Origin of the sequence: Escherichia sp. HH091_1A, assembly GCF_030295175.1 — a bacterium.
Classification (GTDB): Bacteria; Pseudomonadota; Gammaproteobacteria; order Enterobacterales; family Enterobacteriaceae; genus Escherichia; species Escherichia coli_F.
This window is the reverse complement of sequence record NZ_AP025747.1, coordinates 1,219,078-1,233,179: the sequence shown is the minus strand read 5'-3', so window position 1 is coordinate 1,233,179 and position 14,102 is coordinate 1,219,078. Positions and strand designations below refer to the sequence as shown.

The 14,102-nt window shown below is 50.2% G+C and carries 22 protein-coding genes, 2 tRNA genes and 1 pseudogene; all 25 read right to left on the bottom strand.

Going from position 1 to position 14,102, the window contains the following annotated elements:
- Nucleotides 1-26: 26 nt before the first annotated feature.
- The 25 genes and pseudogenes from QUF14_RS05945 to QUF14_RS05825 all read right to left on the bottom strand — a co-directional run bounded on the left by QUF14_RS05945 (nt 27) and on the right by QUF14_RS05825 (nt 14,097).
- A complete protein-coding gene (locus QUF14_RS05945; RefSeq protein ID WP_089540288.1) occupies nt 27-1,253 on the bottom strand; it encodes a phage major capsid protein in 1,227 nt (408 codons plus the stop codon).
- Between the two features lie 11 nt (nt 1,254-1,264).
- Nucleotides 1,265-1,915, bottom strand: coding sequence for an HK97 family phage prohead protease (locus QUF14_RS05940; protein ID WP_075843150.1), 651 nt, complete (start codon nt 1,913-1,915; stop codon nt 1,265-1,267).
- A complete protein-coding gene (locus QUF14_RS05935; protein WP_075843151.1) occupies nt 1,893-3,134 on the bottom strand; it encodes a phage portal protein in 1,242 nt (413 codons plus the stop codon). Before QUF14_RS05935 ends, QUF14_RS05940 begins: the two co-directional genes overlap by 23 nt.
- On the bottom strand, nt 3,134-3,316 hold the full coding sequence (locus QUF14_RS05930; protein WP_075843152.1) for a hypothetical protein: 183 nt from the start codon (nt 3,314-3,316) through the stop codon (nt 3,134-3,136). Before QUF14_RS05930 ends, QUF14_RS05935 begins: the two co-directional genes overlap by 1 nt.
- An 11-nt stretch (nt 3,317-3,327) precedes the next feature.
- Nucleotides 3,328-5,085 (bottom strand): terminase large subunit, encoded by a 1,758-nt coding sequence (locus tag QUF14_RS05925; RefSeq protein ID WP_100733970.1) that lies wholly within the window; start codon nt 5,083-5,085, stop codon nt 3,328-3,330.
- On the bottom strand, nt 5,085-5,567 hold the full coding sequence (locus QUF14_RS05920; RefSeq protein ID WP_001406049.1) for a phage terminase small subunit P27 family: 483 nt from the start codon (nt 5,565-5,567) through the stop codon (nt 5,085-5,087). The genes QUF14_RS05925 and QUF14_RS05920 overlap by 1 nt, the downstream gene beginning before the upstream one ends.
- A gap of 147 nt (nt 5,568-5,714) precedes the next feature.
- Entirely contained in the window at nt 5,715-6,065 is a 351-nt protein-coding gene (locus QUF14_RS05915) for an HNH endonuclease (protein WP_075843154.1), read from the bottom strand.
- Between the two features lie 61 nt (nt 6,066-6,126).
- A complete protein-coding gene (locus QUF14_RS05910; protein ID WP_001585563.1) occupies nt 6,127-6,423 on the bottom strand; it encodes a hypothetical protein in 297 nt (98 codons plus the stop codon).
- 174 nt (nt 6,424-6,597) lie between these two features.
- On the bottom strand, nt 6,598-6,780 hold the full coding sequence (locus QUF14_RS05905) for a hypothetical protein (protein ID WP_137566531.1): 183 nt from the start codon (nt 6,778-6,780) through the stop codon (nt 6,598-6,600).
- A gap of 14 nt (nt 6,781-6,794) precedes the next feature.
- Nucleotides 6,795-7,172, bottom strand: coding sequence for a M15 family metallopeptidase (locus tag QUF14_RS05900; RefSeq protein WP_075843155.1), 378 nt, complete (start codon nt 7,170-7,172; stop codon nt 6,795-6,797).
- 2 nt (nt 7,173-7,174) lie between these two features.
- Complete coding sequence (locus QUF14_RS05895) at nt 7,175-7,450, bottom strand: phage holin family protein (protein WP_075843156.1); 276 nt, start codon at nt 7,448-7,450, stop codon at nt 7,175-7,177.
- Nucleotides 7,440-7,832: a putative holin gene (locus tag QUF14_RS05890; protein ID WP_075843157.1), complete on the bottom strand. Its 393-nt coding sequence runs from the start codon at nt 7,830-7,832 to the stop codon at nt 7,440-7,442. Before QUF14_RS05890 ends, QUF14_RS05895 begins: the two co-directional genes overlap by 11 nt.
- A gap of 89 nt (nt 7,833-7,921) precedes the next feature.
- Nucleotides 7,922-8,074 (bottom strand): DUF3927 family protein, encoded by a 153-nt coding sequence (locus QUF14_RS05885; protein ID WP_000833649.1) that lies wholly within the window; start codon nt 8,072-8,074, stop codon nt 7,922-7,924.
- Nucleotides 8,071-8,496, bottom strand: coding sequence for a tellurite resistance TerB family protein (locus tag QUF14_RS05880; RefSeq protein ID WP_000466935.1), 426 nt, complete (start codon nt 8,494-8,496; stop codon nt 8,071-8,073). Before QUF14_RS05880 ends, QUF14_RS05885 begins: the two co-directional genes overlap by 4 nt.
- A 214-nt stretch (nt 8,497-8,710) precedes the next feature.
- Nucleotides 8,711-9,253, bottom strand: coding sequence for a hypothetical protein (locus QUF14_RS05875; protein WP_038813804.1), 543 nt, complete (start codon nt 9,251-9,253; stop codon nt 8,711-8,713).
- A 344-nt stretch (nt 9,254-9,597) separates the two neighbouring features.
- A tRNA-Gly gene (locus QUF14_RS05870) sits at nt 9,598-9,672 on the bottom strand.
- Nucleotides 9,673-9,675: 3 nt separating this feature from the next.
- Nucleotides 9,676-9,751: transfer RNA gene (locus QUF14_RS05865), tRNA-Thr, on the bottom strand.
- A gap of 153 nt (nt 9,752-9,904) precedes the next feature.
- Nucleotides 9,905-9,988, bottom strand: a complete 84-nt coding sequence (locus tag QUF14_RS05860; RefSeq protein ID WP_249822567.1) for a hypothetical protein — start codon at nt 9,986-9,988, stop codon at nt 9,905-9,907.
- Between the two features lie 28 nt (nt 9,989-10,016).
- Nucleotides 10,017-10,415 (bottom strand): annotated as a pseudogene (locus QUF14_RS05855) (DNA-methyltransferase); the annotation flags it as partial.
- A gap of 150 nt (nt 10,416-10,565) precedes the next feature.
- On the bottom strand, nt 10,566-10,763 hold the full coding sequence (locus tag QUF14_RS05850; RefSeq protein ID WP_000917767.1) for a hypothetical protein: 198 nt from the start codon (nt 10,761-10,763) through the stop codon (nt 10,566-10,568).
- A 287-nt stretch (nt 10,764-11,050) separates the two neighbouring features.
- Nucleotides 11,051-11,869 (bottom strand): CPBP family intramembrane glutamic endopeptidase, encoded by an 819-nt coding sequence (locus QUF14_RS05845; protein ID WP_075843159.1) that lies wholly within the window; start codon nt 11,867-11,869, stop codon nt 11,051-11,053.
- 153 nt (nt 11,870-12,022) lie between these two features.
- The gene (locus tag QUF14_RS05840) at nt 12,023-12,391 is read right to left on the bottom strand and encodes an antiterminator Q family protein (protein WP_024212281.1); all 369 of its coding nucleotides are present in this window, start codon (nt 12,389-12,391) and stop codon (nt 12,023-12,025) included.
- The gene (locus QUF14_RS05835; RefSeq protein ID WP_075843160.1) at nt 12,384-12,755 is read right to left on the bottom strand and encodes a RusA family crossover junction endodeoxyribonuclease; all 372 of its coding nucleotides are present in this window, start codon (nt 12,753-12,755) and stop codon (nt 12,384-12,386) included. Before QUF14_RS05835 ends, QUF14_RS05840 begins: the two co-directional genes overlap by 8 nt.
- Before the next feature lie 12 nt (nt 12,756-12,767).
- Nucleotides 12,768-13,817 carry a DUF968 domain-containing protein gene (locus QUF14_RS05830; RefSeq protein WP_001360564.1) on the bottom strand — a complete coding sequence of 350 codons (1,050 nt, stop codon included), beginning with the start codon at nt 13,815-13,817 and terminating at the stop codon, nt 12,768-12,770.
- 1 nt (nt 13,818) lies between these two features.
- Complete coding sequence (locus QUF14_RS05825) at nt 13,819-14,097, bottom strand: hypothetical protein (protein ID WP_001360563.1); 279 nt, start codon at nt 14,095-14,097, stop codon at nt 13,819-13,821.
- Nucleotides 14,098-14,102: the final 5 nt, after the last annotated feature.

The following is a 14,102-nucleotide window of genomic DNA, read 5'->3' as shown; positions in this document are numbered from 1 at the left end:
CATTACGCGGGCACAAAAAAACCGCATTACGCAGCGGCTTTCTGGCGGGTTGCAGCCCCAATTTTCATCAGCTTAATCGCCTGAGAATCCACCAGCATACCGCCGGTTCGCTTGGTGGTATAAAAACCCACAAACGGTTTGTTGGTGTACGGATCGCGCAGGATACGGGTACCGATGCGGTCAACGATGGTATAGCCGCGTTTGAAGTTACCAAACGCAATGGCTTTTGCATCGGCGGCAATATCCGGCATCTGCTCATTCTCAACGATGCCATACCCTGCCAGAGAAGAAGGCTGACCCAGCTCAATACCCGGACGCCACAGATAATTTCCGTCGTTATCCTTCAGCAGACGAATGGCAAACAGGCTGCTGTTGTTCATCATGAACTTCGCGCCGCTGCGGTGCGCCTTGCGCAGGGTGTAAATCAGTTTAATGATCGCATCGGCAGTCACGCCGGAAGCCGCACCGGAAGCAATGTGCTGAAGTTTGCCAAACGCACGGGTCTTGTCATCTTCATCGGTGGACTCGTAAGCCAGAAAACCTTTTGGTTTTTTGCTGCCGTCGCCACTGGTAAAGGCAATTTCTTCCTGTTCGGCAAATTCCAGCGCCAGCTCACTGTTGATCCAGTCTTCCACATTGAAGAAAGCGTCATCGAGCATTTTCTGGGTGGCCTGCGGGTTGCCGTAGATTTCCCCCATAAAGGGTTCAATCAGACCCAGTTTTGATGTGGCGGTTTCCGGACGAGCATCCGTTTCCCCCACCCATCCGGACGTTGTGCCGCCCAGATTCACCAGTTTTTTATAATCCGAGCCACCGAGGGTGATCACAGTGGCTTCCTGGCGCATCACCACCTCATCTTTCAGCAACGTCAGAATGGTGCGGTCCAGTTCTTCCGGAATGGCATAACCACCATCTTCATCATTGCCCACCTGCATCGCCTTACGCTCAAGCTCACGCAGGCCATCTTCACGCCCCTTACGCATAAATCCGATAAACGCTTCTTTATGTTCCCCGGCAACTTTATTTTGCGTGCCGCCTGCCGGACGCTTGACTTCAGCCAGTTCAGCTTCAAGATCGCTTTTCAGATTTTCCAGTTCAGCCAGTTTTCCGTTGAGGGTTTCCACTTCACCAGCAAGTTTTCCCTTTTCCTGCTCGATCGCATCGATACGTTTGTCGTTTTTTTCCTTAAAATCGTCAAACTTCCGCTGCAACTCCTGCGCGACCTGTTCCACATCTTTAACATCAGCCATTATTTTTCTCCTGGTTAAAATTTAAGATTTTTCAGTGCATTCAGTGCGGCATCCACATCCTCAGCATCACGCAGGGATAAAGCGCCATATCCCCCGACCATGAATGCTTTGGCCTGGGTTCGCGAGAGTCCAACATCGCGCAGGACCCGCTCAATAATTTTCTGATCAGGGATCTCCCCACGCGCCAGCGCATTTTTCACATCACTGATGCGTGCTTCATCATTGGAAGGAAACGTCACCAGACTGACCTCCCACAGGTCGATCTCTTTCAGCAGGAATACCCCTTTTTCCCGGTCGTACTCCCAGTCTTTCAGGATGTAGCCAACAGAAAGGCCGGTTAAAGAACCGGCCTTCATATGGGCATGTGCACGTTTTGCCAGGGGATCATCATCAATGAGTAATCGTCCCCTGACATAAAGCCCGACATCATCTTCTTTCATTTCGGTGTACACACCGATGGGCTCATCCATGCGGTGCTGCCAGAGCAACGCAGGCAGCGCCTTTTTTTCGCTCCATTTCTGGAGTGTTGTGGTAAAGGCTCCGGGGACCACCACATCATCGTGGCTGTCCTTAACACCAAAAACAGAACCGTAACCTTCAAATTCCCCGGAATCACTGACGGATTTCAGGTTCAGCGGTATATCAAGACGCTGTTTTGTCTGCATCTCCACTCTCCTTTTTCTTACCGTTGTCATCGCCAGCAGAGGGACTGGTGGTCATGTTCATCGGTGTCAGATACACATCACCACCCGGTCGGGGATTCATATCCTCCAGATCACGGCAGTCATTAGGGGAATAAATCCCCCAGTTGATCCCCGTGGCATACGCTTCAAAGCGGGATTTCATGTCGCCACGCAACAATGCTCCGGCATTAAATTTGGCGTAAAACTTCCCCTGTTTGCTCTCCCTGACCAGCCCTGTATTGATCCGCTGTTCAATACGGGTCAGATACGGCACAAGGGAATAGTTAATGAAGCCAAGCCCCAGTTCTTCAATATTGTTGAAGGTGGCGCGATCGGTGTTCTGCACCATATGCAGCGGCACGCGGAACAGGCGACAGATTTCTTCCAGCTGAAACTTGCGGGTTTCCAGAAACTGGCTATCTTCGGCATTCAGTGCCACCGTTTTCCAGTCCAGCCCCATTTCCAGAATCATCGGACGATGAGAGTTTCCCAGCCCGACATGCCGTTCCTCAAAATCCTTTTTGATACGCGCATAAGCCTGATCAGAAAGTTGTTGATCCGTACGCAACACACCGGATGTCACCGCACCGTTACCAAACAACCTGGCACCGTGCTCCTCGGTTGCCGCTGCCAGTGAAATGGCCTCACGCGCATACGCAATGGGATTCAGCCCGACAAGTCCGTCCAGCGTCAGAGTACGTACATGCCAGATTTCATTCTGAGTCAGCACGTCCACGGAACCATCCGGAAACGTCACCTGATAAACCGGCTGCCACTGGCTGTTCAGCTTCGGTTCCACACAGCCCGGATCTATCGGAAGAAGCTCCACCACTTCCCCCAGCGCCTTTACCTTGTAGGCATAAAAATTACCCCGCAGACACAGGCAGACAATGACCAGTTCCCAGAATTCCTGCGGCGTCATGTAGCCATTGGGTTTTGCCGAAACCAGCTTATGCAGTCGTTCATCCACCGCCCGTGTTTTAAGGGTACCGGTGATTTTGTAGAGGCTGCAGGGCAGCATACCAACAGACTCCGCCAGCACTCTGACGCAGGAATACACCGCCGTCAGCCGCATGGCCCGCTGACTGCTGATCCGCTTTCCGGTATAGGTGTCGTATGACAATCCCAGCTCTTCCGCAAGCATCCCGGGTGTTGTAACGGGAGTGTTATTTTTGCGTTGAAAAAGCCCCTGGAAAAACATTACTCACCTCCGGAGGCGACCCGCTGACCGCGATCGAGATAACGAGCAACCAGCCACGACCAGAACAGGCACAGCGCCCCTGCAACAACAAAACCTGCCGGGGGATAAATCAGCCATGTGCCATACGACAGCAAAAGCGCCCCCAGCACGCCAACCAGTGGTGTGAGAATTATCAGAAACATAATGACCTCGGTTAAAGCGAGCGGATACCAACGCTGACCAGATGCTCAGACAGATCCGGCTCCGGTTCACCGCCATTGACCAGCATCCTGCTCATTGCTGTAAACATCGCAACAGGACCGTCGATTTTGGCTTCCGGCGTGGATTTATTCGGGAAGATATTGTCGTTTTTATCCGGTTTCACCGTAACGTTAGACATCATCCAGTTCATGACCGGGTGATTGCTGTGGTGGAAACGTCCGGCATAGACCAGTGATTCCGTTTCCTTCATGGCCTCTGACAGATTGCGGACCGTCTGCGGAACCTCCACCAGCGGTATCCCTTCTTCAGCCAGCGCCAGACTGAACTGCATTGCGCTCCACGGGTCAAATCCCAGCTCCCTCAGGTTTTCACCGCCAATCCATTCCAGTAAGTCACTTTTTATCTGAGCATGATCGATAACATCACCATCCGTCAGAATCAGCTTCCCCATTTCCGCCCACTTCCGGTAAAGTTCTGCCTGCTGCCGTGAACACCGATCCAGTCGCCCTTCCGGAAGCCAGAATTTAAAATCAGCATGAACATGTCCGTTATCGGTTCGCCAGAGTTTTGCCGCCGCACAGATATCAATCTTATGAGCAAGGTCGACGCCGACCCACATGGGATACGTTTTCAGCTCATGCTGTGGAGCGATGTATTCACACTTCTCCCACTTAATCATGTCCATCCAGGCAGACTCGGCAGTGACCCACACATTCATGTGTTTTGTGAAAAAATTCACCCGCGCCGAGATCTGTTCCTTTGCTTTTGTCGCCAGACGACGCAGATCATCCCAGCGTTTACAGATGCCCAGGCCCGGATTCGCTTTCTGCCAGACCGTTTCATCAAACGGATCATCTCCCTCATCGAGCGTGTAAATAATCGCAAAGTAGGAATCGTCTTTTACTGCGCCCTCCACGTCGCTGTTATAGCCTCGCAATACCTTGATGGCGTAATCGCGTTGCTCGTAACAAATCCCTTCCTTGTTAAAGCCTGCCGTGGTGATACCAAATAACAGGGACTGCAGACGGGCACCGGTTGCCGTTTCCAGAACGTCCCACACGTCGCGGGTTTTATGTGCATGCAGCTCATCAATAATGGCGCAGTGGATGTTCAGACCGTCCAGGTTGTTTGCATCCGAGGAAAGCGGTTCAAATTTTGATGCGCTCTGCTCCTGGTAAATCGCCAGCTTGTTGAAATCAAACAATCGCCCGAGTGTAGACCGGGCTTTTCTGACCATATTTTTGGCGTCTTCAAACACGATTCTGGCCTGGTCACGCGTGGTTGCGGCTGAATACACCTCAGCCCCGCCTTCACCATCAGCCCCGGTCATATACAGCCCGATACCCGATGACAGCGTAGATTTTGCGTTTTTACGGGCGACTTCGTTGTATGCCGTCCGGAACCGGCGCACCATCACCGGGCGTCCGCTGCCATCGCTGCGCATGACAACTTCCCCGGTCTCTTCATTGACCAGCGGAATGACAAAACCAAAAATATTAATGAGGATAAATACATGCCAGTCCATCAACTCAATGGGCTGGCCTGCCAGCGCCCCTTTCACATGGGGCACAAATTTGTAGAAATTCAGGATGTGCTGCGCACGGGGTTCACTGAAATAAATCCCCCGCTCTTCGCCGTACTTCAGATCATCAAGAAAACGCTGGCAGGCCAGACGGACAAATTCGCCAGCGACAATTTCTCCTGCAACAACACGTTCGGCGTAGCGGATCCCGTCAGCCACTTTTGCCATCAGTCTCTCGCTTTTAAAAGCTCTGCCAACGGATCAACATCATCCGGTCCGGCGATATTTACTTTCGCCCGGCTTGCCGGTGACATACCAAACTCTGCAAGCATCGCCCGGATCCGCTTCCAGGCATCTGCCTTCATCGCCGCAGCCGGATGTGCCTTGATCATCACATCGCCATTCTGCGTTTCCGTGCGGTAGGTATAACCCTCAACATCGAGTGTTTCGCAGTGATGCCGGTATTCGGTGTAGGCTTCCACCAGTAACTCGAGTGCACGCGCATCAAGCTGAGAAATGATCCCTTCCGCATTCAGCTCTTCCGCCATTCGCCTGAACCAGTACTTCCCCTGCGCCCCTAAATGCTGCGGAATTTTAGGGAGACCTTTTTCGTCCTTTTTAGCGGTTTTTTTGGAGTCTTTAACGGGACGCTTTGAGGGGTTGCCTCGTATCAAATGCAGGCGTGGCGGGGTTTTCGGGGGTCCTGACATAATCGGTTTTACCTATCAATCGTTTGATCGCATTCCCAAAAAAAAGTTTTCGAACCTGCGGCGATGCGAAGAAGGGTTGGCGGGCGGTCCCGGACAGCCAGGACTGCAGGGATTTGACCCGCCCCTCCCCACAAGTGAGAATAATTATCACCTGATTCGTTCGCGCGCTGTTTTCTCCTTGTGGCAGGGCCAGCACAGACTCTGCAGGTTGCTGTCTGCGTCTGTTCCGCCATGCGCTTTCGGGATGATGTGGTCGACAGTTTTCGCCTCGCTCACCACACCGACACGCAGACACAACTGACACAGACCTTTATCGCGCTTCAGAATACGGGCACGAATCACCGTCCATTTTGAGCCATAGCCACGCTGGTGGCGGCTCAGTCCGCGCTGGTGCTGCACCCAGCCTTCACCGCGATGCTTATCGCAGTAACCCGAACTGTCTGTTGTTGTGCCTGCACATCCACGCTTACGACAGGCGCGGGGTATTCGTGATGGCATTGGAATCTCCTTAATACCGGCATTATCGCAGCCCCTCACTGAAGGGCTGCTGTAATGCCTGTTACTCAGTAACAACTGCGCCTTCCGGTAATTTCATACCGGCAAATACCGGACAGCCCGGATGGCGATCATCTTCTGTTGCTTCCAGCATTGACTCACCAAACCACTCTGTCGTGGCGCGACCATCAGCTGCTTTGTAGTGGATTAAGTACTGGTTTTCGCCATCCGCATACTGCGCGCGGGCTTTAACCTCACCCCATTCATCACTGATGCGCATCTCCACCAGTTGAGACAACTCAAACTTAAACGGAGCAGCATCAGCACCAATTACAATCGGTTTGTTTTCTGTTTTTTCCATCATCGTCTCCTGATATTGAAGCCCGTCGCCGCACCGGGCACTGATCAACATTTGAGTATTCGCGGCGACAGAAAGAATTTATTTTATTGAGTAGCCACAAACACAGAATTTCATGCTTTCCGGACGCTGGCGCATCCTTCATTTTTCAGCAAAATATTCTGCTCTTACAGGCGATCAGTTCTGCAGACACTGCCGAACACCGTCGACAATTTCGCAGACCTGAGAAGCTGTATCGAAAAGCTGGCGCGCCTTATCCAGGCTGACGCATCCCACCAATAAAAAAGGCACCAGTATCGCTACCAGTGCCCATTTCGCCGCCGTTCGTGGCATTCTGTGTGTCCAGTGTTTTCTGCTCATACCCCACCTGGTTATCAGCGTTTCAACTGAAAGTGAGGTCCGTCTTTCAGTGTTTTCCAGTCCCCGCCCCATTCGATGGCAGTACCCATCTCTGCGGCGGCCTGCTTAAATGCCTGCGCGATTTTCTCGTACAGAGGCCAGTTCCATGACACCTGGCTGCCAATGTAAGCAACAACATCCACCGCATCACCTGTCAGGTGGCGGCTGTTCATGGTCTGGCTCTTGCCTTCTGCAACCATCTGTTTCTGGCGTTCTTTCGTGCGCAGGCCTTCCGTAATGCCGAAATCAACCTCCGTCAGTTCAAGGGCACGACGAACGACAGCAACCAGCTGTGGTTTTACGCCTTCCAGATTTTTTTCACTGCGACGACTGAATCTGAATTTACCCGACATGCTCACCTCCGGAATGAAAGGATTTTTGTGACGTTCCCACGTGCACGCATCACCAGCACGCAGAACAGCAGATTAAAAAACACTTCCAGCCAGCCCGTTGCTAGCGGGCGACCACACAGATAGCTGAGTGGCGCAAAGGCATACAGCAGCATCAGCAGCCAGGCCAGCCATGACACCAGCGGTTTATGTCTGGAATCACGGCGACGATAAAAAAAGAGCGTCAGCACGATAACCGTGCATAAAACCACATTCAGCAATCCGGGAAGGTTACTTAACATTACCGCCTCCTCCGCCTCGCAGGCGGGAAAACAGGCCGGACACCAGTGATGCGATATCCTGCTGGTGGATGAACGACAGAATCTTCACCGACACCACAGACACCAGCACCGCACACAGCGCGTCGACAGATTTACTGTGAAGCCCCAGTTTTTCGACCAGATAAGACGCCATCACATCCGCCCCCAGCACGCCAACAATGAACGACACCAGAAAATGCGCCGCCACCCGCCAGACAGAAATCGTCTGTGGTATCGTGGCCACAAACAACGCACCCGCGAACGCACCAAACACAATCCCGAAATCCGTTCCGGTGAACAGCCCGAATACCGTCGCCCCACCGAGCGCCGCCGCCGTGCCGGAACCGGATAAGGGTTCAGACATACTTTTTTCTCCTGTAAATAAAAAAGGGCCACCAGCGGCCCGTAAAAAACACCCCGTCAAAGGCACCCGCAGATGCCTTTTGTGTGGTGTCATTCAGATTTGCGCAGTAAAGGCCGGAGCACGACCAGCGCCATCGCCACCAGCACACCATCTGCCAGCACCGACATCAGCCGTCCGGTGAAATCCACCACCACTACCAGAAACAGCAGGATGGCAGCCAGTACAAGGCGCGCACTTTTCACAGATACTGCTCCAGCGGTAACTGCAGCGCCTGAGCAATTTTCTTGAGCTGTGCTTCTTCATCCGGACCAATGCCATCCTGGTCTGCGATATCCAGACACAGGCACAGCACATTAACTGCGTCATCAGTACCTGCAACATCAGCCAGCTGACGAAGGGCTTCAGCATTGGCAGAGCGCGGCGACGCTTCATAACGGGCGCGGATATTTGCACTCATTTGTGCAATCTCACCGGAGAACGGCGCAAAGGCAGGAAGTGCTGCAATGGTTTTCTCCAGTACCGCGATTTCTTTCGCGTCACAGGTGTCGTCAGCGTATGCAATGGAATACGCACCCCAGACGGTCGCCTCCACTGCGTCGCGGTTCTCCATCTTCTTCACTTCGGTAATGGCCTTGCGAGTTTTCTTTTTGAAAATACCAAACATCGTGACTTTTCCTTTTAGGGGGTGAGCCTGCGCCCGGGGGGGGGTGACCAGCCCACAGAGAAAGTCACACTGACCATCCCGTAAGCTCACCCCTGAAAGGCTCTGTGGTTTTTGATATGCGCCGGGCGTGGCGCGGATACAAAAAAGGCCACGCAAATGCGCAGCCTGGTGATTCTGAGATTTTCGAACGATTCCTTTTTACGACTCCTGCCTTCTATCTTCGGCAGAGATGCTTTGCCAAATTCACATCATTCATCGACATTAAAATACTGTCTTTGATGAACTCGCATACCTCGTTAATTTTTGCATCGGTATCTACGTGCGAAAATGTTCTGTCCCCATAACCATTAACTGAAATCGTCAGGTTATCGCCATCAAGCAGCACAATCTTTACACCAACTTCCACACTTGCAGACTGGCGGGGATTGTCATCAACAACCGTGTATAAATTAAACGCAACTCCGTCCCTAAGGTCTACCTGCAAATCCTCCGGTCGGACACTGAAGCCATTGAGGCAAATATAGACGTAAGGATGTAACTCACCCTCAATGTCTCGCCATTGCAGTTCCGGCAACGCCAGTGAAGACTCATAGGCATTGACCAGCCTTGTGGCTGTATCCCGCAACCGCTGAATGTATTCCTGCTTAGCTTTCAGTATTTCGGCCCGTTTTGCCCTGATATCAGCATAAGTGACCACTGTATCAATCCTCTTATGAACAAATAAACAAGCCATCATAATAACCGCCAGGGTATACATGAAAAAGGCCGCCGTAGCGAGCCATGAAAAAACAGAATAAAAAAAAACCGCCAGGTGTGGCGGTAAAGATGTATTCCCAGGTTTCAGGTTTTACTTAGTAGCAAATTGTTCTATAACTTACTCTAAGTGATGTTTACAACATCGGAATGGTGCATTACCGGTACCTGCCATAGGGCTCACTACGTAGCCCAACCAATAATGCACCATTCCGGTATTGTAAAAAATCAGCACTGAGGCTAACCTGGCCTCAAAACATAGCCCGAAAACTGAGAGTTCCTAAAAAAAACAATCTGTCCTCACGTAATAAAAATACGCCAGTGCTGCAATACGCCTCTATCAAATGTTGGAGCGGGTAGCGGGAATCGAACCCGCATCATCAGCTTGGAAGGCTGAGGTAATAGCCATTATACGATACCCGCATATGGTGCCGACTACCGGAATCGAACTGGTGACCTACTGATTACAAGTCAGTTGCTCTGCCTGCTGAGCTAAGTCGACATTGCTTCCTCGGATGTGAGATGAAATACATCTGAAATGTAATGCACCTTTCTCTCGAAGTAGCCCAATAATACGGGAAGTTAACATCAATTCATTAGCTTATTGTGCAGTGATTTAATTATCTGCCAACGTAACTATTTCACCCGCAGTATGCTAAAAACGTTCAGACTCAAGTTCAACGCTTAACGCCATGCCCCCAAGTGCCAGCGCTGCTTTTATTATGGAGCCTGACCCCATGAAAAAGTCGGCAACCAAATCTCCCGGACGCAAACAGAATGCGCTCTGTTGCCGGGAAATACGCCCGCAGGCTTTCCTTGTTGCACCCGTTCCAGCGCCCGGACGGCTTCGCCCAGATAATGTGGTTCAGCACATTAAAGCGCTCACGCATCATGATTTCGATATCAGATGCCAGGCGATGACCACAGAACAGGTAAAGACTTCCGGCGGGTTTTAATACCCACCAGAACTGCGCCAGACACTGATCCAGCCATTTCAGGTAATCATCGTCGCCCTTCCACTGGTTATCCCAGCCCTCGGGCTTCACTTTAAAGTATGGCGGGTCTGTGACTATCAGATCGACAGAGTTTTCCGGTAAGGTCTGGATAAATTCTAGGAAATCAGCGTTGATTAACTCGAAGCTGGATATTTTTACAGTATTAGCCATAGATCAATAAGCACTTCTCTGATAGGCTCATACCGCTTTTGCGCAAAGCAGATGGGCCTGAGGTTTGCTTGTGACCCCAACGCATGAGCAGATGGCTGGCAGGTGCCGCTAACACCCACCAGCCGCCCATTACCACAAATTAAAAAGCCTTCACTGCGGAAGGCGTCTGTAACAACCGAACTGATAATCTGCCAGACCCGCCATAACAAGCTGAGTCAGTATTAACTGGCAGCGCTCGCGTGAAAGGTAAGTATTCTGCGCAATCTCCCCGACGGTCGCCGGTTCGGTGACGCTTAATTCATTAAACACCACTCTGGCGGTTTCGGTCATATCCTGCTGTTTTAGCATGTCTTTTTCCCTTTTCTGGTTAACGTGACATACCAATAACTCTTGTCTAAAAAGCCAGCAAGCAGAAAGACCAGTATTAATAACTACCAGCACATTTAACGCACTGCGCTACTTTGCGGGCACAAAAAACCCGCTCAGAGGCGGGTTCAGGCTATGCGGTGAAATAACCACTCTTAAAAGCATACATGATTTTTTACGTACGTAAATGCTTTGCCGTGCATATTTTTCATGCAAATGTCACATACTGCTATTTTTCTGTGTTATAAATTTAAAGCCATAGAAAAAAATCAATTATGTTTTAAGAATGGATAGGTAAAGAATAACAAGTGACACAGATTCAGACCAAAATGGAAAAGGGTTGCCACCCACAAGCGCCCACTCCACATCCATGACAATCCATACACAACACCAGATAACGTGGCAAATAATACAAGTAAAGCACCACCTGAATAGTGATAAAAACCAAACAACAAAGACGCCACAATTAACGCAACCAATGGAGACGTCACTTCTGATAGCCGTGATTGAATATACCCTCTAAATAATGACTCCTCTGCCAGAGACACAAAAAACAAATTAGCCAATATAAACTCTGGCAACCACTCTGGAAAATGAATCTCTGGCTTTAACCCACCAAAAAAAACAGCCAAAAACAGTATAAGAGGAACAGAGAGCAACATAGCCCCCCATTTCCACAAAGACACTTCTGATTTCACTTCTTTTTTAAACAAAGAAGCTGTACACAGGACTAACAAAAATGGCACCAGCGCTTTATCAAAATTAAAATACATTGTATAGGGAGTGCTTTGAGGTCCGACAGTGACAGACTTTAGCACTACAGGATTGTGAAACCCTGGCCATAAATGGAAAGATAATGCTATGGCTGATAAAACTATGCCAGCTTCATATATGGATTTAGCCCAGGCGTTATATTTCCAGTTGAACTTCAAAATAATAAAAAAAACGATTGTAGCAACAAAAAACAACACCGGCCAATCAATAATATCATTAAGCACAGCCAGGACAACAGACACCGTCAACAATGAAAAAGCCACTACCTTATGCCAACTGAGAGTTGACAGTGACAGTGCTAACACAATCCACATAAACACTCCTTTTATTTAATGATGATGATTGATTATCAATATTTTCAATTCACTTGGCAACATTTTGTTTACCTTCCATAAAATTCATGACCATCAAAAAATAAACATATTAATTATAAACACAGAAAACATAACCCTCGTCACTATATATCCCTACCGCATATCCATATCTAACCGGACATTCAGAGCCATAAGCATTCCTTCAATAATACCTTCAGCTTTATAAAGTCTTTTACCAATAAGCCCATCAGAACATCTATGCTTACGTGCAAGAGCCATAAATGTCATTCCACCTACGTAATAATCCACCAACAAATCGTGCAAATACTGATTATTCTTGTTTAATCGTGCCATACAGCCACAAATTATCATGGCGTCATCATCAGAACACTGAGGACGTGATTTCACTTTAGTCGGGATTAATCCTTTAAAACCAGCAGCTATCGAGGACCATGTTACATCTTCATGATTATTTGCTGCCCATGCTCCCCACCGCTCCATAACCAGCTGAATATCACGCAACATCATTACATCCTCTTATTACGAATATATTCACACCCAGTCGCCCACCGCAAACAGGCAGACCATGCACAATATTGATTTCATCAAACTGGTCGTCGTCTATAAGCAGCCCCGCATGTGTCAGCGCATCCAGCAGTGCTTTCAGGATATTGTCCAGGTCACGACGGCGCTTATCCGGTGGCTCTGCAATAATCTTTATCGCCAGCCTTCCGGAGAGGTTTAATTTCAACCGCTGCTGGCGAACAATGAGCGCCACATCACGGCGATAACGCTCACCGGCTTTTGATACAAAATATGTGCTGCCATGACGTCGCCAGTAGGTGTTCACCGTCGGCGGGTAAGGCAAAACAAACTCTATACGCATCAGTAACCTCTTTTACCCAAGCACGCCGGTTGCAAAGGCGTGATCAAGAAAACGAAAAATTAAATCAATCTGGGAACCATGGTTTTCTTCGAACGCCAGCAGATCCGCATGAAGTTCGTTGTGATGCTCCCGGCACAGCGGTAGTGTAAAAATATCGTGGGCCTTTGTTCCCATTCCGCCCTGACCATGACCAATCAGGTGATGGGGATCGTCGGCTGGTTGACCACAACACGCACACGGCTGTGTCTTCACCCAGCGCGTATATTTCTCATTTACCCAACGGCGACGTTTAGGTCGCTTCATGAAAGATTCAGGAGACTCCGGATCAACGGCGATGCTGACCACCGTCTTTTCCTGTGGTGGGTTCTGTTGCTGGTGGGCGTAAGGTGGTAGCGCAATATTTTTTGTGCGCTGCTTCAGTATGCTGGTGGCTGTCGGTTCTCCCGGTATGATGTCGCTCTCGCGGTATATTGAGCGGATTTTTTCACCCGGACGCTTCAGGATTCGACGCGCCATATTTTCGGTCATGGCATCCACTACATCATTTACAGCAGCCCAGCAGTACAATTCAGCCAGCGATAATTCCCGCTCTTGTGTGCCATTCATTGCGTGGCGTATGACGTCAATCATCCATGCCGACAGGTTTTGATGAGCAAGTTGCCCGAGTGATTCGGAGGTCTGGTCACGCAACTGGTTGTCGCAGTGCCAGCACAACACCATCGCGCCGGTACCGTAACGATGTATGACGGTTTCACTGTGATGATAGTCACCATGAGGCCACTGGCAGGATTTGACATGACGCAACAGCCAGTCAGACAGTGCACCAGCGCCGCCAGCAGCACGAATCACCCGCTCATCGCTGAAAAATGGCAGTAATGATTTATCTTCCGCCAGCGCCTGGCGAACGGCAGGAACAGCTCCGGACGGCAGACCGCGCATGCTTTTCGGTTCCGGCTCCACCAGTACCCGGGGATTATGAAATACCTGCATAGATTCACGGCCCGGCTTAAGGACCACCAGCCCGAGTTCCGGCACCGGAACAGGTCGAAGTAATACCCGCACGTTACCTCCAGATCCGTTGCTGGAATGTGCGGGATGGACGCGGCGGGCGTTCGGAATAAGGGAGCCTGACGTAGATTATCCAGTGACGATAATCGAGACTGAGGGCTTTCTTAAACTCATACCCACGTCTGCGGTAGTTATGAATCAGCCATTCGGCCTGTTCTTCAGTGCAGGGATCGTGCTGATACCAGTCATATTTGAATGCGTGAGAACGCAGCCCGTGCCTGCTGGCAAAGACGGCAGAATCATCAGAATTGTGTAATTTGGTATCGTGCGCCATCGGTT

What these genes read in the sequence shown, in the direction of transcription:
- QUF14_RS05895 (WP_075843156.1), bottom strand. Translation starts at nt 7,450, where the DNA reads ATGTTAAGTAACCTTCCCGGATTGCTGAATGTGGTTTTATGCACGGTT.
- QUF14_RS05890 (WP_075843157.1), bottom strand. Translation starts at nt 7,832, where the DNA reads ATGTCTGAACCCTTATCCGGTTCCGGCACGGCGGCGGCGCTCGGTGGG.
- QUF14_RS05825 (WP_001360563.1), bottom strand. Translation starts at nt 14,097, where the DNA reads ATGGCGCACGATACCAAATTACACAATTCTGATGATTCTGCCGTCTTT.
- QUF14_RS05930 (WP_075843152.1), bottom strand. Translation starts at nt 3,316, where the DNA reads ATGTTTCTGATAATTCTCACACCACTGGTTGGCGTGCTGGGGGCGCTT.
- QUF14_RS05900 (WP_075843155.1), bottom strand. Translation starts at nt 7,172, where the DNA reads ATGTCGGGTAAATTCAGATTCAGTCGTCGCAGTGAAAAAAATCTGGAA.
- QUF14_RS05940 (WP_075843150.1), bottom strand. Translation starts at nt 1,915, where the DNA reads ATGCAGACAAAACAGCGTCTTGATATACCGCTGAACCTGAAATCCGTC.
- QUF14_RS05915 (WP_075843154.1), bottom strand. Translation starts at nt 6,065, where the DNA reads ATGCCATCACGAATACCCCGCGCCTGTCGTAAGCGTGGATGTGCAGGC.
- QUF14_RS05920 (WP_001406049.1), bottom strand. Translation starts at nt 5,567, where the DNA reads ATGTCAGGACCCCCGAAAACCCCGCCACGCCTGCATTTGATACGAGGC.
- QUF14_RS05925 (WP_100733970.1), bottom strand. Translation starts at nt 5,085, where the DNA reads ATGGCAAAAGTGGCTGACGGGATCCGCTACGCCGAACGTGTTGTTGCA.
- QUF14_RS05880 (WP_000466935.1), bottom strand. Translation starts at nt 8,496, where the DNA reads ATGTTTGGTATTTTCAAAAAGAAAACTCGCAAGGCCATTACCGAAGTG.
- QUF14_RS05835 (WP_075843160.1), bottom strand. Translation starts at nt 12,755, where the DNA reads ATGCGTATAGAGTTTGTTTTGCCTTACCCGCCGACGGTGAACACCTAC.
- QUF14_RS05905 (WP_137566531.1), bottom strand. Translation starts at nt 6,780, where the DNA reads ATGAGCAGAAAACACTGGACACACAGAATGCCACGAACGGCGGCGAAA.
- QUF14_RS05860 (WP_249822567.1), bottom strand. Translation starts at nt 9,988, where the DNA reads ATGGGGTCAGGCTCCATAATAAAAGCAGCGCTGGCACTTGGGGGCATG.
- QUF14_RS05845 (WP_075843159.1), bottom strand. Translation starts at nt 11,869, where the DNA reads ATGTGGATTGTGTTAGCACTGTCACTGTCAACTCTCAGTTGGCATAAG.
- QUF14_RS05935 (WP_075843151.1), bottom strand. Translation starts at nt 3,134, where the DNA reads ATGTTTTTCCAGGGGCTTTTTCAACGCAAAAATAACACTCCCGTTACA.
- QUF14_RS05850 (WP_000917767.1), bottom strand. Translation starts at nt 10,763, where the DNA reads ATGCTAAAACAGCAGGATATGACCGAAACCGCCAGAGTGGTGTTTAAT.
- QUF14_RS05875 (WP_038813804.1), bottom strand. Translation starts at nt 9,253, where the DNA reads ATGTATACCCTGGCGGTTATTATGATGGCTTGTTTATTTGTTCATAAG.
- QUF14_RS05910 (WP_001585563.1), bottom strand. Translation starts at nt 6,423, where the DNA reads ATGGAAAAAACAGAAAACAAACCGATTGTAATTGGTGCTGATGCTGCT.